Source organism: Dickeya oryzae, from assembly GCF_020406815.2.
In the GTDB taxonomy this organism is placed as follows: Bacteria; Pseudomonadota; Gammaproteobacteria; order Enterobacterales; family Enterobacteriaceae; genus Dickeya; species Dickeya oryzae.
In genome coordinates, this window is sequence record NZ_CP162670.1 from 1192902 (window position 1) to 1213017 (window position 20116).

General features: G+C 52.3%; 17 protein-coding genes and 6 tRNA genes. 14 read left to right on the forward strand and 9 right to left on the reverse strand.

What is annotated here, in order from left to right; all coding sequences use genetic code 11:
• The first annotated feature begins 3 nt into the window (after positions 1-3).
• The 3 genes from cysW (at position 4) to LF929_RS05140 (ending at position 3297) form a co-directional block, all read left to right on the forward strand.
• Positions 4-888, forward strand: coding sequence for a sulfate ABC transporter permease subunit CysW (cysW, locus tag LF929_RS05130; protein ID WP_080649106.1), 885 nt, complete (start codon positions 4-6; stop codon positions 886-888).
• The gene (locus tag LF929_RS05135) at positions 878-1870 is read left to right on the forward strand and encodes a sulfate/molybdate ABC transporter ATP-binding protein (protein ID WP_016941786.1); all 993 of its coding nucleotides are present in this window, start codon (positions 878-880) and stop codon (positions 1868-1870) included. Before cysW ends, LF929_RS05135 begins: the two co-directional genes overlap by 11 nt.
• A 104-nt stretch (positions 1871-1974) precedes the next feature.
• Positions 1975-3297, forward strand: a complete 1323-nt coding sequence (locus LF929_RS05140) for an IS4 family transposase (protein WP_102800868.1) — start codon at positions 1975-1977, stop codon at positions 3295-3297.
• A 44-nt stretch (positions 3298-3341) separates the two neighbouring features.
• Here LF929_RS05140 and LF929_RS05145 read toward each other — a convergent pair whose 3' ends face one another.
• From LF929_RS05145 to LF929_RS05165, 5 genes are all read right to left on the reverse strand, one after another.
• On the reverse strand, positions 3342-3776 hold the full coding sequence (locus LF929_RS05145) for a DoxX family protein (RefSeq protein WP_038908771.1): 435 nt from the start codon (positions 3774-3776) through the stop codon (positions 3342-3344).
• Positions 3777-4130: 354 nt separating this feature from the next.
• A tRNA-Lys gene (locus LF929_RS05150) sits at positions 4131-4206 on the reverse strand.
• 7 nt (positions 4207-4213) lie between these two features.
• Positions 4214-4289 (reverse strand) — tRNA-Val (locus LF929_RS05155).
• Between the two features lie 40 nt (positions 4290-4329).
• Positions 4330-4405 (reverse strand) — tRNA-Val (locus tag LF929_RS05160).
• Positions 4406-4449: 44 nt separating this feature from the next.
• A tRNA-Val gene (locus LF929_RS05165) sits at positions 4450-4525 on the reverse strand.
• A gap of 318 nt (positions 4526-4843) precedes the next feature.
• Between LF929_RS05165 and gltX the strand changes: the two genes are divergently transcribed.
• The gene (gene gltX / locus LF929_RS05170) at positions 4844-6259 is read left to right on the forward strand and encodes a glutamate--tRNA ligase (protein WP_016941787.1); all 1416 of its coding nucleotides are present in this window, start codon (positions 4844-4846) and stop codon (positions 6257-6259) included.
• A gap of 131 nt (positions 6260-6390) precedes the next feature.
• On the opposite strand, the gene LF929_RS05175 is transcribed toward gltX, so the two are convergent.
• Positions 6391-7659: an O-acetylhomoserine aminocarboxypropyltransferase/cysteine synthase family protein gene (locus LF929_RS05175; protein ID WP_038905281.1), complete on the reverse strand. Its 1269-nt coding sequence runs from the start codon at positions 7657-7659 to the stop codon at positions 6391-6393.
• 268 nt (positions 7660-7927) lie between these two features.
• On the opposite strand from LF929_RS05175, the gene LF929_RS05180 reads away from it, so the two are divergent.
• Both LF929_RS05180 and LF929_RS05185 read left to right on the forward strand, forming a co-directional pair.
• Positions 7928-8003 (forward strand) — tRNA-Ala (locus tag LF929_RS05180).
• A 46-nt stretch (positions 8004-8049) separates the two neighbouring features.
• Positions 8050-8125: transfer RNA gene (locus tag LF929_RS05185), tRNA-Ala, on the forward strand.
• 122 nt (positions 8126-8247) lie between these two features.
• Here the strand turns inward: LF929_RS05185 and ung are convergent.
• Positions 8248-8937 (reverse strand): uracil-DNA glycosylase, encoded by a 690-nt coding sequence (gene ung / locus LF929_RS05190; protein ID WP_038905280.1) that lies wholly within the window; start codon positions 8935-8937, stop codon positions 8248-8250.
• 405 nt (positions 8938-9342) lie between these two features.
• Here ung and grcA point away from each other — a divergent pair, with 405 nt between their 5' ends.
• Positions 9343-9726, forward strand: a complete 384-nt coding sequence (gene grcA / locus LF929_RS05195; protein ID WP_012885760.1) for an autonomous glycyl radical cofactor GrcA — start codon at positions 9343-9345, stop codon at positions 9724-9726.
• A gap of 254 nt (positions 9727-9980) precedes the next feature.
• On the opposite strand, the gene srmB is transcribed toward grcA, so the two are convergent.
• Positions 9981-11333: an ATP-dependent RNA helicase SrmB gene (gene srmB, locus LF929_RS05200; protein ID WP_038905279.1), complete on the reverse strand. Its 1353-nt coding sequence runs from the start codon at positions 11331-11333 to the stop codon at positions 9981-9983.
• 146 nt (positions 11334-11479) lie between these two features.
• Here srmB and LF929_RS05205 point away from each other — a divergent pair, with 146 nt between their 5' ends.
• Entirely contained in the window at positions 11480-12241 is a 762-nt protein-coding gene (locus LF929_RS05205) for a tRNA1(Val) (adenine(37)-N6)-methyltransferase (RefSeq protein WP_226092662.1), read from the forward strand.
• Between the two features lie 104 nt (positions 12242-12345).
• On the opposite strand, the gene nadB is transcribed toward LF929_RS05205, so the two are convergent.
• On the reverse strand, positions 12346-13947 hold the full coding sequence (gene nadB, locus LF929_RS05210) for an L-aspartate oxidase (protein WP_038906436.1): 1602 nt from the start codon (positions 13945-13947) through the stop codon (positions 12346-12348).
• Between the two features lie 358 nt (positions 13948-14305).
• Between nadB and rpoE the strand changes: the two genes are divergently transcribed.
• From rpoE to lepB, 6 genes are all read left to right on the forward strand, one after another.
• The gene (rpoE, locus tag LF929_RS05215) at positions 14306-14881 is read left to right on the forward strand and encodes an RNA polymerase sigma factor RpoE (protein WP_016941793.1); all 576 of its coding nucleotides are present in this window, start codon (positions 14306-14308) and stop codon (positions 14879-14881) included.
• A 49-nt stretch (positions 14882-14930) separates the two neighbouring features.
• Positions 14931-15596: an anti-sigma-E factor RseA gene (gene rseA / locus LF929_RS05220; protein ID WP_016941794.1), complete on the forward strand. Its 666-nt coding sequence runs from the start codon at positions 14931-14933 to the stop codon at positions 15594-15596.
• On the forward strand, positions 15596-16546 hold the full coding sequence (gene rseB, locus LF929_RS05225) for a sigma-E factor regulatory protein RseB (protein WP_038908768.1): 951 nt from the start codon (positions 15596-15598) through the stop codon (positions 16544-16546). The genes rseA and rseB overlap by 1 nt, the downstream gene beginning before the upstream one ends.
• Positions 16543-17013 carry a SoxR-reducing system protein RseC gene (rseC, locus tag LF929_RS05230; protein WP_226092663.1) on the forward strand — a complete coding sequence of 157 codons (471 nt, stop codon included), beginning with the start codon at positions 16543-16545 and terminating at the stop codon, positions 17011-17013. Before rseB ends, rseC begins: the two co-directional genes overlap by 4 nt.
• A 261-nt stretch (positions 17014-17274) precedes the next feature.
• Entirely contained in the window at positions 17275-19074 is a 1800-nt protein-coding gene (gene lepA, locus LF929_RS05235) for a translation elongation factor 4 (protein WP_016941797.1), read from the forward strand.
• 15 nt (positions 19075-19089) lie between these two features.
• Positions 19090-20058 carry a signal peptidase I gene (gene lepB / locus LF929_RS05240; protein WP_226092664.1) on the forward strand — a complete coding sequence of 323 codons (969 nt, stop codon included), beginning with the start codon at positions 19090-19092 and terminating at the stop codon, positions 20056-20058.
• The last annotated feature ends 58 nt before the right edge of the window (positions 20059-20116 follow it).

Here is a 20116-nt window from a genome sequence, read left to right on the forward strand (position 1 = left end):
AGCATGGATCACAGTATTTCTGCGCCTGTGGCGGATCGCCCGTCCACCGCTAAGCGTCCGACAACGTTTTATGTGCTGACGACGCTGGCCTGGTTGGTATTTGTTCTGATTCTGGTCTTGCCGCTGGTGATGGTGATTACGCAAGGGCTGCATAACGGCATCAGTGCGTTCTGGAATGCGATTACCGAGCCGGATGCGGTTTCTGCACTTAAGCTGACCCTGCTGGCGACGGTGATTTCGGTACCACTAAACATGGTCTTTGGGTTGGCTATCGCCTGGTGTGTGACGAAGTTTGCGTTCCGGGGGAAAGCGCTGTTGCTGGCGTTGCTGGATTTGCCCTTTTCGGTATCGCCGGTCGTGACTGGCCTGATGTATGTGTTGCTGTTTGGTGCACAGAGCAAGCTATATCCATTCCTGACGGAGCATAATCTGGAAGTTGTGTATGCCGTTCCTGGTATTGTTCTGGCCACGATGTTCGTCACCCTGCCGTATGTGGCGCGTGAATTGATCCCATTGATGGAGCAGCAGGGGAGTCAGGAAGAGGAAGCGGCCAGACTGCTGGGTGCCAATGGCTGGCAGATGTTTTGGCATATCACGTTGCCGAATGTGAAATGGGCGCTGATTTACGGTGTGGTGCTGTGTACTGCCCGAGCCATGGGAGAGTTTGGTGCGGTTTCCGTGGTATCAGGCCATATTCGCGGCCTGACCAACACCTTGCCGTTGCATATCGAGATTCTTTATAACGAGTACAACATTGTTGCTGCATTCAGCGTGGCGATTTTGCTGCTGGCGATGTCGCTGGTGGTGCTGTTGCTGCGTCAGTGGAGTGAAGCGCATTTGTCGAAACAACAAGAGAAACAACAGGAGCTGGCCGGTAATGAGCATTGAGGTTCACAACGTTAACAAGCAGTTCGGTCAGTTCCGGGCCCTTAATCAGATCAACTTGTCGATTCAGAGTGGTGAGCTGGTGGCGTTATTGGGGCCATCGGGCTGCGGTAAAACTACGTTACTGCGTATTATTGCTGGTCTGGAAACGCCGGACAGCGGCAATATTGTGTTCCACGGTGAAGACGTATCGGGGCACGACGTACGTGACCGTAATGTCGGTTTCGTCTTCCAGCATTATGCGCTGTTTCGTCATATGACGGTGTTTGACAATGTGGCGTTTGGTTTGCGCATGAAGCCGAAGGCGATACGTCCATCAAAGCGTGATATCGACACCAAAGTTCGCGAATTGCTCAATATGGTCCAACTCGAGTGGCTGGCGGATCGCTACCCGGAACAGTTATCCGGTGGGCAGCGCCAGCGCATTGCACTGGCCCGGGCGTTGATTGTGGAGCCGCGCATTTTGCTGCTGGATGAACCATTCGGGGCGCTTGATGCAAAAGTACGAAAGGAACTGCGCCGTTGGTTATCGCGCCTGCATGAAGACATCAACCTGACATCGGTATTTGTGACCCATGATCAGGAAGAAGCGATGGAAGTGGCTGACCGTATCGTACTGATGAACAAAGGCGTAATTGAACAGATTGGCACGCCTGATGAGGTGTATAACCGTCCGGCTACCGAATTTGTTTATAATTTCCTCGGGGACAGCAACCGGTTGAAACTCGCAGGTCATGACAAGGTGATTCAGTTCCGTCCGCATGAAGTGGCGTTGTCAAAACAGACGCAGACTGATTTCCAGCCGGTGGTGGTGAAAGATATTCGCCCGCTGGGGGCGTTGACGCGTCTGGTTCTGAAGGTGGATGGCAACAATGAACTGATTGAAGCGGAAGTGGCGCATGATGACGCGGTGTTGACCGATTTACACCGTGGCGATGTCGTACAGTTCAAGCCGAAGCGTTATAACTATGACTGGGAAATTTGAGTATAAAAACCAGCCTTCGGGCTAATGCCGATCGTTTAAGGATCGGTTGACCGATCCGGTGGCTGATGTAAAAAGGGTTCATGTCTTCACATGGACCCTTTTTAATGGAACTTTCACAGGCCCTCGGCATTATCAATCTTACTGCTCCCGATGAAGTTCAGAGTCTTGCCGACCTCCTTTCCCCCGACCTTATTCAGCAGGCCTTTACCCTCACGGATACCGTGACGCTACGTAAGCGTAAGCTTCCCCTCGAATCCATGGTCTGGCTGGTTATAGGTATGGCTATTTTCAACAACAAGCCTGTGTCCCATATCGTCAATCTGATGGACATCGCTGACCGGACTGGCAGACCTTTTACCGCACCCAGCTCCGTCATTGCCCGCCGCAAAACGCTGGGTGAGGATGCCATTAGAGTTCTGTTCGAACTGACACAACAGCACTGGCATGAGGAATCCCGGCATCCGCTCTGGAACGGGCTGACGCTGAACGCCGTTGATGGCGTGGTCTGGCGAACGCCCGACACACCGGAAAATGCCGCTGCCTTCGCGAAAGCGGAAAATCAGTACGGTGAAAAAGGCTTCCCGCAGGTCCGCATGGTGTGTCTGATGGAACTGAGCAGTCACCTGCTGCGCGCCAGCGTGATGGGCCGGTATGACGTTAATGAGATGCGGCTGGCGGCAGGACTGGCAAAGCAGGCACCGGATAATAGCGTGACGTTGTTTGACAGGGGCTTCTGGTCAACAGGCCTGCTGCATGACTGGCACAGGGCAGGAGAGAACCGCCACTGGTTGTTGCCGCTGAAAAAGGGCACGCAGTATGAGGTGATACGCAGACTGGGCAGGCAGGATGAACTGATAACGCTGAAGACCTCGCCACAGGCAAGAAAACAGTGGGAAGGTCTGCCGGATGAGCTCACTGTCCGGTTAATCAGCAGGAAGGTTAACGGTGTGGAACGTCAGGTTGTCACATCGATGACGGACGCGATGCGTTACCCGGCGGCAGACATAGCAGAACTCTACAAACACCGGTGGGAAATCGAACTGGGGTATCGTGAGGCGAAGCAGTTCCTGTGCGGCAACCGCTGGACGCTGAGAAGTAAATTACCGGAGATGGTGAGACAGGAGCTGTGGGGGATACTGCTGACATACAACCTGGTGCGGTATCAGATGGTGAAAATGGCGTTCAGCCTGAAAGGAGATTATCTGCCGTATCAGCTGAGCTTCAGCGGTTCGGTGGCAGAAATAATGCGGCTGTTAATCGGGCTGCCATGGTCCTCACCGGGAGCAGTACCGGGACACCTGAAACACTTCTACAGCAATGCCGCGATGCTGAAACTGCCGCCGAGACGGGAGCGGGAGTATGAAAGAGAAGTGAGGCAAAAAAAGCCCAAATACCCTTTTAAAAACAATGCCAGTCACCTTAAGTGACTGGCATTACCCGTCAGGGCGTTTTTTTCAGAGACGTGAGTCAATTAACGGTAGTCTTCATTGGAAACCACGGAGTAGCGGCCGCTGCCAAGCAGCATGATGACCAGGCTGCACAGGAAATAAAACGCTTCCCCTTCTAATCCCCACGCCCCCACATTGGTGATGGTGAACAATTTACCCAGCGTGACCAGCAGTGTCGCGACCAACAGGTTAAATGCAACCACGGCGGCAGAAAGGCGGGTCAATACGCCGAGAATAATCAGGATAGGAGCCAGTACTTCGCCGATATAGGCACCGTAGGCAATAAAGCCCGGCAGGCCATGCTGTGCCAGCATACCTGAGATCCAACCTACGCCATTTTGGATTTTGGCAACACCGTGGAATAGCAGCAGAATGCCGACGGTCAAACGCAACAACAGTTTGCCGCCGTCCTGATGGTTGGTTAAACCGGTAAAAAATTTATTGGCTTTCGCTATCATCGTCTTACCCTTAATTAGGAATAGGTTTTATTACGCCACCTAGTGTCATCTTTTGGTGGCAGAATAAAAAACCAATACATTTGACGCTCCTTATCAAAAATTTTGCCCGATGATCCGCGCAGGCTTTACCGGGGGGAGCACCTTTGAATGAGTAAAGGGGAATATTGGTTGTGAGGATGATTTTTAGTCGGGAGACAGAGGATGTTGAGCGGTATAGAAGCCGGGAGAAACGCAGGGAGTAAAATCACACAACTTAGCTCGACTCGAACCTGAACTCAGGTTCTCACCTGCACAACATGGTGTGCGTACGTAGCATTAACGTGAATAAGTGGGGGAAGGTGACACATTTAGCGGTGGTGGGTCGTGCAGGATTCGAACCTGCGACCAATTGATTAAAAGTCAACTGCTCTACCGACTGAGCTAACGACCCGCAGAAGTGGTGGGTGATGACGGGATCGAACCGCCGACCCCCTCCTTGTAAGGGAGGTGCTCTCCCAGCTGAGCTAATCACCCACTTCTGTACTTCATCGTAAGAAGACAGCTGGTATGAGATTGGTGGGTGATGACGGGATCGAACCGCCGACCCCCTCCTTGTAAGGGAGGTGCTCTCCCAGCTGAGCTAATCACCCAATCTCAAATCTTCTTACTTTACACAGCGCGGCACTCTAATGAGTGGTGGGTGATGACGGGATCGAACCGCCGACCCCCTCCTTGTAAGGGAGGTGCTCTCCCAGCTGAGCTAATCACCCCCGCCGTGTGGAGTCGCATTATAGGGATAGTTGACTATGAGTCAACGCTTTTTAAAACGAAAATGGTCGTTCGTTGTAAAATTAGTCGATATGCCGTATTTCTGGGCGTTATCGTTGAATCCCTGCGCATTTTAGCGCGAAGAGACTGGCCTCGACGTGGTTATGGCGTTGAGGAATCGAGGGGGAGTGATAGAATATTGCCCACTTTAAGCAGGCTGTGTCTCGCGCTGACAGCGCGCACCCTTGATGGCGGGGCGCAGTCCGGAATCCTGGTTGGTGTTAGCCGACCGTTGCTGTCTAATTAAGGCCGTAATCCCAATGAAAATCAAAACCCGCTTTGCGCCCAGCCCGACTGGTTATCTTCATGTTGGCGGTGCCCGCACCGCACTGTATTCCTGGTTGTTTGCCCGTCATCATGGCGGTGAATTTGTTTTGCGTATTGAAGATACCGATCTGGAGCGTTCGACCAAAGAGGCGATTGACGCCATTATGGATGGCATGAACTGGTTGAATCTGGACTGGGATGAAGGCCCGTACTATCAGACCAAGCGTTTTGATCGCTATAACGCGGTCATCGATCAGATGCTGGAAAACGGTACGGCTTACAAATGCTACTGCTCTAAAGAACGTCTGGAAACGCTGCGTGAACAGCAGATGGCTAACGGTGATAAGCCGCGCTATGACGGCTGCTGTCGTGATTCTCATGAACACCATGCTGATGATGAACCGCATGTGGTGCGTTTTCGCAACCCCCAGGATGGTTCGGTGATCTTCGATGACCGCATTCGCGGGCCGATTGAATTCAGCAACCTTGAGCTCGATGATCTGATCATCCGCCGTACCGACGGTTCACCGACCTATAACTTCTGTGTGGTTATCGACGACTGGGATATGGGGATCACCCACGTTATTCGTGGTGAAGACCATATTAATAACACGCCGCGTCAGATCAATATCCTCAAAGCGCTGGGTGCACCAGTGCCGGAATACGCGCACGTTTCCATGATTTTGGGCGACGACGGTAAGAAGCTGTCCAAGCGCCACGGTGCCGTCGGTGTGATGCAGTACCGTGATGATGGCTATCTGCCGGAAGCATTGCTCAACTATCTGGTGCGTTTGGGATGGGCTCACGGCGATCAGGAAATTTTCTCTATTGATGAGATGAAGCAGTTGTTCTCACTGGATGCTGTCAGCAAATCCGCCAGTGCATTTAATACAGAAAAGCTGCAGTGGCTGAATCACCACTATATTAACCATCTGCCGCCGGAATACGTGGCGACCCATCTGTCGTGGCATATCGAGCAGGCTGGTATTGATACCCGTACTGGTCCTCAGTTAAGCGAACTGGTGACATTGTTGGGCGAGCGCTGCAAGACGCTGAAAGAGATTGCCGAGTCCTGCCGCTACTTCTATGAAGAGTTTGCTGAGTTCGATGCTGATGCCGCGAAGAAACACTTGCGCCCGGTAGCGCGTCAGCCGCTGGAATTGGTTCGCAGCAAGCTGGCTGCCATCACTGACTGGACACCAGAAAATATTCACCATGCTATTCAGGGCACTGCCGACGAATTGCAGCAGGGGATGGGTAAAGTAGGGATGCCGTTGCGTGTGGCGGTAACCGGTGCAGGCCAGTCTCCGGGCGTGGATGTGACGGTGCATGCCATCGGTCAGTCACGTACACTGGCGCGTATCGATCGGGCACTGGCGTTCATCAGTGAGCGCGAAGCTCAACAGTAATCGTCTATCGTCGGGATAGTGATTCATCAAAACCCTGGCTTGCCAGGGTTTTTTTACGTCCAGTATTCACTCTTGCAATCGCCATCATTTTGAAAATGATGGCGATTGATTACCGTGACGTAACCAGAATATCAGGCATTGAGTGCCTGATTCAGGTCATCCAGTAAATCTTCTATTGCTTCGATGCCGACTGACAGGCGAATCATTTCCGGTTTAACGCCGGCCTTAGCCTGTTCTTCTGGTGTCATTTGGCGATGAGTGGTCGATGCCGGGTGGCAGGCTAACGATTTGGCATCACCAATATTGACCAGCCGTTTAAAAATCTTCAGGGCGTCATAGAAGCGTACTCCCGCGTCGTAACCGTCTTTGAGGCCGAACGACAGAATAGCGGACGGGGTACCTTTCATGTATTTCTGTGCCAGAGCGTAATGCGGGTGATCCGGCAGGCCAGCATAGCTGACCCAGGCTACGCTGGGGTGCGACTGCAGGTATTCCGCCACTTTTTTGGCATTTTCCACATGCCGCTCCATGCGCAGCGACAGTGTTTCCAACCCCTGCAGTAATAAGAAGGCATTCATGGGGGCGAGCGCTGAACCGGTGTTGCGCAGTGGAACGGTGCGGGCGCGGGCAATAAAAGCGGCTGGGCCGAATGTCTCGGTATAGACCACGCCATGATAGGCCGGTTCGGGGAGATTCAGACCCGGGTATTTTTCAGGGTATTGCGACCAGGGGAATGTCCCGGCATCCACAATGGCACCACCGAGAGAGTTACCGTGACCACCAACGTATTTCGTGATCGAATGCACGACGATGTCTGCACCGAATGCAATCGGTTTGCACAGTACTGGCGAGGCCACGGTGTTATCCACCACCAGCGGTACACCATGCTGGTGAGCAACTTGTGCCAGCGCTTCAATATCGACAATGTTGCCCGCTGGATTGCCGATACTTTCGCAGTAGACCAACCGGGTTTTCTCATCAATCAGTTCTGCGATAGCTTGCGGCGAGTCATCCGCTGCGAAACGGACCTCTACCCCGAAACTCGGCAGCATGTGAGCAAACAGGGTATAGGTGCCACCGTATAACTGAGGGGTCGACACAATATTGTCACCCTGACGGGTCAGCGTTTGAATCGCATAAGTTATGGCGGCGCTACCGGCAGAAACCACCAGCGCCGCAATACCACCTTCCAATGCCGCCAGACGTTGTTCCAGCACATCATTGGTAGGGTTCATAATCCGCGTATAGATATTGCCTGGGACGGCAAGGTTGAACAGATCTGCGCCGTGCTGTGCATTCTCGAATTCAAAGGCGACATTTTGATAAATCGGCACGGCCACGGCTTTGGTGACGGGATCGGAGGTAAAACCATGGTGTAGAGCGAGTGTGGCATCTTTCATGTCTGGAAAACTCCGGTAGATGAAATAATGACGCATTGTTAAGGTTTTTGTGAAAAGTAAGAAAAACTTTTTTGTCATAAGCTAATAGCAAACGCGCTTGATTTGCAGCGTTTTTTGCCTTTCGGATAAAACGTGTGTTGCTGCATGACACCTGGCGTCCTGCGTTGACGGCTTTTTCAGCGGTTGATCGGAGAAATGGATTTTGGCGTTGACAGGGGTAGGGGCGTTGCATATCATGCGACCCGTTCACACGATACTGTGTCGATACGGGGCTATAGCTCAGCTGGGAGAGCGCTTGCATGGCATGCAAGAGGTCAGCGGTTCGATCCCGCTTAGCTCCACCAAACCTTCATCCCAAAAGGTCTGGTTATCGATAGTATCATCAGGTGTGGGGCTATAGCTCAGCTGGGAGAGCGCTTGCATGGCATGCAAGAGGTCAGCGGTTCGATCCCGCTTAGCTCCACCATATTTCTTCGCAGTGCTTCCCTTATTACTTCCTTTTATTTCCTTACGATTCAATCAATTTTTGCTTTTGTGCTTCTGATGATGTGTCATTGCCTCTGACCAGCAAAGGCAATGACAAACCCGCTATTGGACGTTTTCTGGTAAACGGGGCGTCCAGTCGATGGGCGAATCTCCCTGTTGCTCCAGCAACTGATTGGTTTTCGAGAAATGATGGCATCCTAAAAAACCACGATGCGCGGATAACGGCGACGGATGCGGTGCTTTTAGAACATGGTGCCGTTGTGTATCAATAATGCTGCCTTTCTTCTGCGCATGTGATCCCCACAACAGAAATACGATCCCTTCCCGGTGTGCGTTCAGATTCTCTATCACTTTGTCGGTGAACGTTTCCCAACCCAGATTTGCGTGTGAATGTGCTTTCCCGGCTTCCACCGTCAGTACGGTATTCAGCAGCATCACACCTTGCTGCGCCCAGCTTTGTAAAAAACCGTGGGAGGGAATTTCAAATCCAGAAATATCGTTAGCTAGCTCTTTGTAGATATTGACTAAAGAAGGGGGAGCCGGCACGCCCGGGCGTACTGAAAACGATAACCCATGCGCCTGATTCGGGCCGTGGTACGGATCCTGCCCCAGAATCACGACTTTGACGTCGTGAAACTCAGTAAAGCGGAAGGCGTTAAAGACATCTTTTTGTGGCGGATAGATAACCTTGCCTGCCGCACGTTCCTGATGGACAAACGACAAGGTGTTAACAAAGTAAGGCTGTTCTTTCTCTTGGGCCAGCACATCGTGCCAGGTCAGGGAAGTGGTCATGGCAAGGCTCTTTGCTCAATCGGGTAAATGGCGACAACCTGGGTGCGCAGGTTCAGCCTGATTCATCAGTTCAGGTGACTAAGATTACCGTCAAACACGGCAGAGGGAAAATTATTCGCTGCCTTTTATTGCTGGTAAATGGTGGATTGCGAATTTTTTTTAAAATTTACAAAAATAATTGTATCACGGATTTATGGGTAAATTGATATAAAACAATTAATTATGCGTCAACTCTCAAGTGGTTGGTGGTTAAAATTGACTTACATCAAAGAGTGAGAGGGGAAGGGCTGGTATACAGAGTATCAGATTCGATTGGTTTTGCGCTGGCGTTAACGTTGCTGGCAGTTTGTTATCAATCGTGGATTTTGTATTCGGTTCAATAGACGCCGCTTAACGGAGGCAATAATGGTTACAGGTATTCAAATCACCAAAGCAAATAACAATGCCCTGGTTAACTCTTTCTGGCTGCTGGATGAAGAGAAATCTCAGGCGCGTTGTGTCTGTGCCAAATCGGAGTTTAACGAAGATCAAATTGTGGCTATCAGCGATCTGGGGCAGTTCGAATATCGCGAAGTACCGCTGGAAATCAAACCGGAAGTGCGCGTTGAGGGTGGCCAGCATCTGAACGTGAACGTATTGCGTCGTGAAACACTGGAAGATGCAGTGAAGAACCCGGAAAAATATCCGCAGTTGACCATTCGTGTGTCGGGTTATGCCGTTCGTTTCAACTCGCTGACGCCTGAACAACAGCGTGATGTCATCGCCCGTACCTTTACTGAAAGCTTGTAAGTACGTCGGCAAGACAGAGCGTCAGGCGAAGAACGATAGCTTTACCTGAACATGCGTTATACAAGCTATCGTCATGCAAACATGCCGGTCACATAATGTGTCCGGCATGTTTTTTTATGGCATGGTTTTTATGAGACGGTTTTTATGGCGTGGGATTAGCAGGTATCGATAGCCTGACGCTGATTTCCAGTTGTCCCTAAAAACACAAGGAGCCATTTGGCTCCTTGTGTGGTTTAACGGTCAACACATTTGCTTTAGGTATTATCTGCGGGTTTTTCTTTCGGTTGTTCCGCTGACGCGGTGGCGCTGGGCTGACGACGTTTACCGATATTTTTGCTATCGCGGTGGCGCACCTTGACCTTCGCCTTCTGCTTTTCTTTCTCTTTTTCTTTCTGCTCTTTGCGCTTAGCCAGCACTTTCTTCGATGGCTTACCCGTAGATTTGGGGCTTGGCGCACGGGTACTCGGGCGTAATTCATCAATGACGCGCGCTTTCAATGGCTCGTTCAGATAACGACCAATTTTATCGAGCAGCAGATAGTCATGCGCCTCGACCAGCGAGATAGCGCAGCCTTTACGGCCCGCTCGTCCGGTACGGCCAATGCGATGCAGATAAACGTCAGACGTGCGAGGCAAATCGAAGTTGAACACGTGGCTGACATCCTGAATATCCAGACCGCGTGCGGCGACGTCGGTAGCAACCAGCACTTTCACTCGGCCTTCACTCAACCGTTTGATGGCTTCATTGCGTTTGGCCTGCACCATTTCTCCTTCCAGGTAACAGGATTCGATGCCAGCAGATCGCAACCAGTCTACCAGTTCATGCACTCGCTCACGTTTGCGCACAAATACGATGGAACGCGTGACGTCTGGCTGTTTGAGCAGGTTGCTGAGTAGCGCGGTCTTGTGCTGAATATCGTCGGCACGGTAGTACCATTGCAGGATTTTTTTACGCTCACGCCGCGACGGTTCGGCTTCCACTTCTATAGGGTCATTTAGCAGTCGCTCAGCAAAATCCTGAATAGCATCCCCTTCAAGCGTTGCAGAGAACAACATGGTCTGCTTACGCCAGCGGGTTTCACCGGCAATATGCTCGATGTCCTGCGCAAACCCCATGTCCAGCATGCGGTCTGCTTCATCCAGAATCAGGGTTTCTACTGCCCGACAGTCAAAATTCTCTTCTTTGATGTATTGCAATAAACGACCCGTCGTGGCGACAACCACATCCTGATTTTCACTAAACACCTCGGCGTGGTTCATATAAGCCACCCCGCCGGTGATGGTCGCAATGTCCAGATGAGTATGAGCCGCCAACGCCCGAGCCTGATCGGCCACCTGCATCGCCAGTTCCCGGGTCGGTGTCAGTATCAGGATCCGCGGCGGGCCGGATTTTTTACGTGGAAAATCCAGCAAGTGTTGTAAAACCGGCAGCAGATAGGCTGCGGTTTTGCCGGTTCCGGTCGGCGCGGAGCCTAGTACATCACGCCCTTCCATCGCCGGAGGAATTGCCTCGGCCTGAATGGCGGTCGGACGGCTGAAGCCCATGTCGCGCAAGGCGTCAAGCAGGCTGTCATCAAGATCAAACTCGGAAAAATTGGTCGCAGTCATGGTCTACCTCTGTTCGGGGCGCTGATTATAGACGCATTGGCGGGGTTGTTCATCTGTTTAAGCGGCATTCGCTACTTTTCCCGGGCGGGCGTTTCTCCTATGCTAACCGCGGTTTGACAACAATACGGCATAAATACGGCATAGCAATGACCTTCCAGCAGCATACACCGGCTCCGCGCGCCGGAGGATTTACTTTTAAACAGTTTTTTGTCGCGCATGACCGTTGCGCGATGAAAGTGGGAACCGATGGCGTGTTGCTGGGCGCATGGGCATCACTGCATCAGGAAACGCGGATACTCGATATCGGCTGTGGTTCCGGCCTGCTGGCCTTGATGCTGGCGCAACGCAGTGGCGGGTTGGTACCTATCGACGGTGTAGAGCTGGATGCCGCCGCCAGTGCGCAGGCGGCAGACAATGTGGCATTGTCGCCCTGGGCTGACGCTATACGAATTTATCAGGCCGATATTCTGGCCTACGCTCGGGATACTGCTTCGCGTTACTCGTTGATCGTGAGTAATCCGCCCTATTTTTCCCCCGGTGTGGATTGCGCATCGACCCAGCGTGCACAGGCGCGTTATACCACCACGTTGACGCACGACGCGTTATTGGATTGCGCCAGTCGGCTACTGACGCCTGAGGGACGATTTTGTGTCGTCTTGCCGGTAAGTGGGGCGGAAGATTTCTTAACGCTGGCACAGCAGTTGGCATGGCATGCTGATATCCGCGTCGATGTGGCGGACAGTGCGAGTCGGCCGATCAATCGGGTGCTGCTGTCTCTGCGGCGTGCAGGCGAGTCAGAGATAAGCGCGATAGCGGTGAATCGAACGTCGTTAATCATTCGTGATGACGACCGCCAATATTCGTCGTCTTTTCAGGCCTTGACGCGGGATTTTTATTTGTCGATGTGAAAGGCAATTCAGGAAGGGATGCGCTCTCCTGAGCAGCCCGTTTTTTGCCCAGTAGGTGGAGGGATGCTGCCGGGGGAGACCCGGCAGCGGCACTGAGTTATGCATTAAGGATGAAGTATCGTGGGGTGTGGGTTTGGCGAACGTTCTGGATAATCGAGCGTATAGTGCAACCCCCGACTCTCTTTACGCTCCAGCGCACAGCGCACAATCAATTCCGCGACCTGAACCAGATTGCGTAGCTCCAGCAGATTGTTAGAGAGACGGAAGTGGGCGTAATACTCACTGATTTCCTGCTGTAGCAGCGTGATGCGCCGCAGTGCACGCTCCAGTCTTTTGGTGGTGCGCACAATGCCGACGTAATCCCACATGAATAGCCGTAGTTCGTGCCAGTTATGTTGAATCACGACCCTTTCATCCGAGTTCTCTACCTGGCTTTCATCCCAACGAGGCAGCGATTCCACCAGTGTTTTTTCGGGTAAGTGCTGCAAAATGTCTTCGGCAGCAGACCAGCCATATACCAGACATTCCAGCAGTGAGTTCGATGCCATACGGTTGGCACCATGCAACCCGGTATAGCTGACTTCGCCAATGGCATACAGGCCGTCCAGATCGGTACGCCCTTGCTGGTCAACCACGACACCGCCACAGGTATAATGCGCGGCGGGAACAACAGGAATAGGTTCCCGGGTCAGATCAATGCCCAGTGACAGTAACTTTTCGTAGATAGTTGGGAAGTGCTGCGTGATAAAGTCCGCGGGTTTATGACTGATATCCAGATACATGCAGTCTACGCCCAGACGTTTCATTTCATGATCGATAGCCCGGGCGACAATATCACGTGGTGCCAGTTCCGCTCGTTTGTCAAAATCAGGCATGAAGCGGCTGCCATCTGGCCGGGTTAACCAGGCACCTTCACCTCGCAGCGCTTCGGTCAGCAAAAAATTGCGGGCCTGTGGGTGATACAAACACGTCGGGTGGAACTGGTTAAACTCCATATTGGCTACCCGACAGCCCGCCCGCCAGGCCATAGCGATACCGTCCCCGGAGGAAATATCAGGATTGGTGGTGTACTGGTAAACTTTGGCAGCACCGCCGGTGGCGAGTACCACGGCTTTGGCGCGGCAGGATTCAACGTGCTCTTTTTCGCGGTTCCACAAATAAGCGCCGACAATCCGTTTGTGGCCCGGCAAGCCGAGTTTGCTGGAGGTGATCAAATCCACCGCATTGCAACGTTCCAGCAAGACAATATTGGGGTGTTGTTTCGCCTGGCTCACCAGCGTGGTTTCTACCGCTTTGCCTGTGGCGTCTGCCGCATGCAGGATACGGCGATGACTATGGCCGCCTTCGCGTGTCAGGTGGTAGCGAGCTTCGCCATGCGGTGCGGGTTCGGTGTCGAATAACACGCCTTGATCGATAAGCCACTGCACGCAGTGACGCGCGTTACGGGCAATAAACGAGACCGCTTCCCTGTCGCATAAACCGTCGCCAGCAATCAGGGTATCGTTGATATGGGCGTCAATGCTGTCGGTTTCATCAAAGACGGCGGCTATCCCGCCTTGTGCGTAGAACGTAGCGCTTTCGCTAAGCGGGCCTTTACTCAGCACCATGACACGTGCATGGGGTGCCAGACGTAGCGCCAGTGATAATCCAGCGGCTCCGCTGCCGATAATTAGCACATCACAGTGGTAGTCTGTAACTGAAGACATCATGATCGTTGTTTAATTTATAAAACGGTATTTTTGAATCTAGCACAATATTTATCTTAAATGCACGCGGGTGTTTAGTGTATTAAACATTGTAGGTGTAAAAAGGTGGAACGGGGTGCCAGCAACGGGCTTTTGACGTATGATTTGCCAATTGGTTGGGGAACGTCATGAGAATAAAACCCCACAGAGCAGCACGGTGACACGCAGTAGGTATCCGACAGGATGCAAAAAAAGCGTCGTCTGGTGGAACTTTATGACATTAAAAGACTCCAAGCCGATGCTTGCTCGATTTCAGATATATGGCTGGCAGTACATGACTTAGGCGTGGCGACACGGTTTTGGGGAGACATGATCTCGGATGAGCGAGCAGTTAGCGGATCAGGTGCTGGTTGAGCGGGTCCAGAAAGGCGACAGAAAAGCGTTTAATTTACTGGTCGTTCGTTATCAGCATAAAGTGGCGAGTCTGGTATCGCGTTACGTTCCCTCTGGGGATGTACCCGATGTAGTGCAGGAGTCGTTTATCAAAGCCTATCGCGCGCTGGAGTCGTTTCGTGGCGAGAGTGCCTTTTACACCTGGTTGTACCGCATTGCCGTGAACACGGCGAAGAATTATTTGGTGGCTCAGGGGCGACGTCCTCCCTCCAGCGATGTGGATGCGAACGACGCTGAAAATTACGAAAGTGCCAGCGCGTTGAAAGAAATATCGAACCCTGAGAATTTAATGTTGTCTGAAGAGTTACGACGGATCGTTTTCCATACTATCGAGTCATTGCCCGAAGATTTACGTCTGGCAATTACGTTGCGTGAACTGGATGGGCTGAGTTATGAGGAGATCGCCGACATCATGGATTGCCCGGTCGGTACAGTTCGCTCGCGCATATTCCGCGCACGGGAAGCGATTGATAATAAAGTGCAACCGCTTATTCAGCGTTAGCTTGTTCTTAACGTTACTCATGACGGGTTTGACAAGGTAAGGTGAAGTTATGCAGAAAGAAAAACTTTCCGCTTTAATGGATGGTGAGGCAGTGGATAATGCGCTGCTAGGCGCCTTGTCCAAAGACGATGCATTGCAGCAAAGCTGGCAGCGTTACCATCTGGTACGTGACACGTTACGAGGGGATATCAGTGAAACGCTGATGCAGGTTGATATCGCTTCGCGTGTGGCTGCCGCCCTCGAACAGGAACCGGTTCCGTTTAAAACGAAAGCCGAGCCGGAATCTCAGCCGCATCCTCAGTCCTGGCAGGCGTTGCCGTTCTGGCACAAAGTCCGTCCACTCGCTAGTCATCTGACACAAATTGGTGTGGCCGCGTGCGTTTCGCTGGCAGTGATTGTTGGCGTTCAGCACTACCAGCAAAGCAACGTCGTTAGCGATACTATGGCGGAAAACACGCCGGTATTGAGCACGTTACCGGTGATGGGGGGCTCCGCTTCTCCAGTGAGTCTGAGTGTGCCTGCAGAAAATAGCGTAGCGCATGCCGGACAGCGTCAGATGCAGGCGCAGCATGAGCGTATTAATGCGCTGCTGCAGGATTACGAACTGCAGCGCCGTGTGCATTCTGATCAGCTCCAGTTGCAGCAGCAAGGGAGCCAGCAACAGGCCGCCGTACAGGTGCCTGGTACTCAGTCATTAGGAATTCAACCGCAGTAATGAAGCGCTTCTGGTTTGCCGCATGTGTATTGCTGGGCAGCCTGTCTTATTCCTCCCTCGCCCCGGCAAGTGATTCCGGGGCGTTGTTGCAGCAGATGAGCAGCGCCGGCCGATCATTAAATTACGAAATTTACTACATCAATGTTTCCCGTCAGGGCATTGAGTCATTGCGCTACCGGCATTCGGTACAAAATGGCGAAACGCTGGCTGAACTTATTCATCTGGATGGTCCGAAGCGCGAAGTGATTCAGCGTGGTGGCGATATAAGCTATTTCGAAGCGGATGCCGAACCTTTCACGTTATCTGGCGATCACATCGTCGATTCGTTGCCAGCACTGATTTTTGCCAACATTGAGCGTTTGTCTGCTTATTACGACTTTATTCCTACTGGTCGTATCCGTTTGGCTGATCGCCAGGGCGATGTCGTGAGGATAGTCTCGCGGGATGGCACGCGTTTCAGTTATATCGTCTGCCTTGATGCGGAATCTCGCCTGCCATTGCGGGTCGATCTGCTCGATCAGAATGGCGAGTTGCTAGAGCAGTTCCGGGCGATTTCTGTCACGGTGGATAAAAATGTGCAGCTAGCCATGAAACCGCTCGATAAAGTCAGTCAGCCGCCATCTCTCGGTATTGCTACGACGTCTGTTGCCGATTTTAACTGGACGCCGGAATGGCTGCCGGTTGGTGTTGAAGAAGTGTCGCGCAGCCAGCGTCCTCTGCCGGGCGTGACTGGTCTGACAGAGTCGCGTCTTTATAGCGATGGTTTGTTCAGCTTTTCCGTTAATATCAGCCCTGTAGGGGAAAACCACCCTGACCAGAATGCCTCGTTGGGGCGCAGAACTATCCATACCGAAGTACGGAATAACCGTGAAATCACCGTGATTGGTGAGTTGCCGTTGGCAACCGCCAAACGTATTGCGGATAACGTGCTCTTCAAGGCGCAGCCATGATTAAAGAATGGGCGACGGTGGTATCGTGGCAGGCGGGTATCGCCGTGTTGCATTGCGAACAACGCTCCGGGTGTCAGAGTTGCCAGTCCCGTACATCATGCGGTACTGGCTTATTGAATCAGATGGGTGGTGCGCCAACGCACCAACTGAGCGTTGCGTATCCGCAGCCTTTGTCACCCGGTCAACGGGTGGAAATCGGTCTGGCGGAGTCCAGCCTGCTGCGATCGGCAATGCTGGTTTATCTGCTGCCGTTGCTGGGGCTGATGCTGGGGGCCACGCTGATGCAATACTGGCTGGAGAACGAACCGGCAACAGTCATCGGCGCCTTTGTCGGCGTGGCGGTGAGTTTCGCTCTGGTAAAGCGTTTATCCGCGAAAATTAGCAATAATCAGCGTTATCAGCCGGTGATTCTGCAGGTTTCTTTGCCTGAAAATCTACTGCGAACCGATATGACGCCGGAACGTTGAAACGCAGGCAGCCAGCAGGGTAGCAGGCTGGTGGTCGGTTTGCGTTTTTCCCTTTAATGACTTTTTACCTCTGCTTTCATCTTCTCATCCATAACCTTGCCATAATCAAGAAATTGATTCGATGCGCCATGACTAGGTTTTCCTCCGCATGGCATGTAGAATGCTGCGATTCAGGTATATGACAGTAGCTATGGCTGTCATCACATTGCGCATGCCGTTCGGCAAGAATTTCAGAAATACCAAGGTAGAAAAACTTTTATAATGAAGCACATACGAAATTTCTCCATTATTGCTCACATCGACCACGGTAAGTCGACGCTCTCTGATCGCATCATCCAAATTTGTGGTGGCTTGTCCGAACGTGAAATGGAGGCGCAAGTGCTGGACTCCATGGATCTGGAGCGTGAGCGTGGTATTACCATCAAAGCTCAGAGTGTGACGCTGGATTACAAGGCTTCCGACGGCCAGACTTATCAGCTCAACTTTATCGATACCCCCGGACATGTCGACTTCTCCTATGAGGTTTCCCGCTCACTGGCGGCCTGTGAAGGCGCATTGCTGGTCGTGGACGCCGGGCAAGGGGTTGAAGCGCAAACGTTGGCTAACTGCTACACCGCGATCGAAATGGATCTGGAAGTGGTGCCCGTGCTGAACAAGATTGACCTGCCTGCGGCGGATCCTGATCGCGTCAGTCAGGAAATTGAAGATATCGTGGGTATCGATGCGACCGATGCGGTGCGCTGTTCTGCCAAAACTGGCGTCGGTGTGCCGGATGTGCTGGAGCGTCTGGTGCGTGATATTCCGCCGCCGGAAGGCGACCCGGAAGCACCGTTGCAGGCACTGATTATCGATTCCTGGTTTGATAACTATCTGGGCGTGGTATCGCTGATCCGTATTAAAAACGGTACGTTGCGTAAAGGCGATAAAGTCAAAGTCATGAGCACCGGCCAGGTGTATAACGCCGAGCGTTTAGGGATTTTCACCCCTAAACAGGTGGATCGTGATGCCTTGCAGTGCGGCGAAGTTGGCTGGCTGGTCTGCGCCATCAAAGATATTTTGGGTGCCCCGGTGGGTGATACCCTGACGTTGGCGCGTAAGCCTGCAGACAAACCACTGCCGGGCTTTAAAAAGGTCAAACCGCAGGTTTATGCCGGTTTGTTCCCGGTCAGTTCCGACGATTATGAAGCGTTCCGTGATGCATTGGGTAAACTCAGCCTGAATGACGCATCGTTGTTCTACGAGCCGGAAAGCTCTACCGCGCTGGGCTTTGGTTTCCGTTGTGGTTTCCTGGGGCTTTTGCACATGGAAATCATTCAGGAACGTCTGGAGCGTGAATACGATCTTGACCTGATCACCACGGCACCGACGGTGGTGTACGAAGTGAAAACCACCAGCAACGAGGTTATCTATGTCGACAGTCCGTCCAAACTGCCGCCAGTCAATAACATCGAAGAACTGCGTGAGCCGATAGCCGAGTGTCATATGCTGTTGCCGCAGGAATATCTGGGTAATGTGATCACCCTGTGCGTGGAAAAACGCGGCGTGCAGACCAATATGGTCTATCACGGCAATCAGGTGGCACTGACCTATGAAATTCCGATGGCAGAAGTGGTACTCGACTTCTTTGATCGCCTCAAGTCCACCTCACGTGGTTATGCATCGCTGGATTACGGTTTCAAACATTTTCAGGCATCAGACATGGTGCGAGTGGATGTGTTGATCAACGGCGAACGTGTGGATGCGCTGGCGCTGATCACCCACCGTGATAACTCAATGTATCGCGGTCGTGAGCTGGTGGAAAAAATGAAAGATTTGATTCCACGCCAACAGTTCGACATCGCGATTCAGGCGGCGATCGGCAACCATATTATTGCCCGTTCTACCGTCAAACAACTGCGTAAAAACGTTCTGGCGAAATGTTACGGCGGCGACGTCAGCCGTAAGAAGAAACTGCTGCAGAAACAGAAGGAAGGGAAGAAACGCATGAAGCAGGTAGGGAATGTCGAGCTGCCGCAGGAAGCGTTTTTGGCCATTCTGCATGTTGGAAAAGAAAGCAAATAACCCTGAGGAGTTGGCATGGCCAATATGTTTGCCCTGATTTTGGCATTGGCAACGCTGGTGACCGGCGTTGTCTGGTGTCTGGAGCGGTTCAAATGGGCGCCGGCTCGGCGTGCCAAGATTTCTGCGTTGAGCCAGCAGGTGGGTGGTGCTCTCGACGAGAAAGCGCTGGCGAGCAGCATCAAACAGCCGGGATGGGTGGAAACGTTCGCATCAGTCTTTCCTGTGCTGGCGTTGGTGTTTGTCGTGCGTTCATTCATCTTTGAACCGTTTCAGATCCCTTCCGGTTCGATGATGCCAACACTGCTGATCGGGGATTTCATTCTGGTCGAAAAATTTGCTTACGGCCTCAAGGATCCGATAACGCAAACGACGCTGATTGAAACCGGGCATCCGAAGCGTGGCGATATCGCGGTATTTAAATACCCGGAAAATCCGCGTCTGGATTACATCAAACGTGTGGTGGGGTTACCGGGTGATCGTGTGAGTTATGACCCTATCGCCAAGCAGGTTACCATCCAGCCGGGATGTGGCGATAAGTCGAGCTGCACCAGCGCGTTACCGGTGACCTATAGCAACGTTGAACCCAGCGATTTTGTACAGACGTTTAGCGGCAGCGGACGTGAGATGACCAGCGGTTTCTACCAGATTCCGGTGGGCCAGAAAAGCGAAGGCATTCGCATGGCGACCCGTAAGGAAACGCTAGGCGATGTGACGCACAATATTCTTGCTGTACCCGGCGCTCAGGACCAACTGGGAATATACTATCAGCAACCCCGTCAGCCCCTGGGGAGTTGGGTGGTGCCCGCTGGTCATTATTTCATGATGGGGGATAACCGCGATAACAGTGCCGACAGCCGTTATTGGGGATTCGTTCCAGAAAGAAACCTGGTGGGTAAAGCAACGGCTATCTGGATGAGTTTTGAAAAACAGGAAGGTGAATGGCCCACAGGTGTGCGTTTAAGTCGCATCGGTGGTATTCATTAATCGAATGTAAATAAACTCGCAGCATATTTGCGACTTCCGTTGTAGAATATTTCTGAAT

Bases quoted from the DNA above. Each gene is read 5' to 3' on its own strand.
- cysW (WP_080649106.1), top strand. From the start codon at position 4: ATGGATCACAGTATTTCTGCGCCTGTGGCGGATCGCCCGTCCACCGCT.
- LF929_RS05135 (WP_016941786.1), top strand. From the start codon at position 878: ATGAGCATTGAGGTTCACAACGTTAACAAGCAGTTCGGTCAGTTCCGG.
- LF929_RS05140 (WP_102800868.1), top strand. From the start codon at position 1,975: ATGGAACTTTCACAGGCCCTCGGCATTATCAATCTTACTGCTCCCGAT.
- LF929_RS05145 (WP_038908771.1), bottom strand. From the start codon at position 3,776: ATGATAGCGAAAGCCAATAAATTTTTTACCGGTTTAACCAACCATCAG.
- gltX (WP_016941787.1), top strand. From the start codon at position 4,844: ATGAAAATCAAAACCCGCTTTGCGCCCAGCCCGACTGGTTATCTTCAT.
- LF929_RS05175 (WP_038905281.1), bottom strand. From the start codon at position 7,659: ATGAAAGATGCCACACTCGCTCTACACCATGGTTTTACCTCCGATCCC.
- ung (WP_038905280.1), bottom strand. From the start codon at position 8,937: ATGACCACTTCCCTGACCTGGCACGATGTGCTGGCCCAAGAGAAAGAA.
- grcA (WP_012885760.1), top strand. From the start codon at position 9,343: ATGGTTACAGGTATTCAAATCACCAAAGCAAATAACAATGCCCTGGTT.
- srmB (WP_038905279.1), bottom strand. From the start codon at position 11,333: ATGACTGCGACCAATTTTTCCGAGTTTGATCTTGATGACAGCCTGCTT.
- LF929_RS05205 (WP_226092662.1), top strand. From the start codon at position 11,480: ATGACCTTCCAGCAGCATACACCGGCTCCGCGCGCCGGAGGATTTACT.
- nadB (WP_038906436.1), bottom strand. From the start codon at position 13,947: ATGTCTTCAGTTACAGACTACCACTGTGATGTGCTAATTATCGGCAGC.
- rpoE (WP_016941793.1), top strand. From the start codon at position 14,306: ATGAGCGAGCAGTTAGCGGATCAGGTGCTGGTTGAGCGGGTCCAGAAA.
- rseA (WP_016941794.1), top strand. From the start codon at position 14,931: ATGCAGAAAGAAAAACTTTCCGCTTTAATGGATGGTGAGGCAGTGGAT.
- rseB (WP_038908768.1), top strand. From the start codon at position 15,596: ATGAAGCGCTTCTGGTTTGCCGCATGTGTATTGCTGGGCAGCCTGTCT.
- rseC (WP_226092663.1), top strand. From the start codon at position 16,543: ATGATTAAAGAATGGGCGACGGTGGTATCGTGGCAGGCGGGTATCGCC.
- lepA (WP_016941797.1), top strand. From the start codon at position 17,275: ATGAAGCACATACGAAATTTCTCCATTATTGCTCACATCGACCACGGT.
- lepB (WP_226092664.1), top strand. From the start codon at position 19,090: ATGGCCAATATGTTTGCCCTGATTTTGGCATTGGCAACGCTGGTGACC.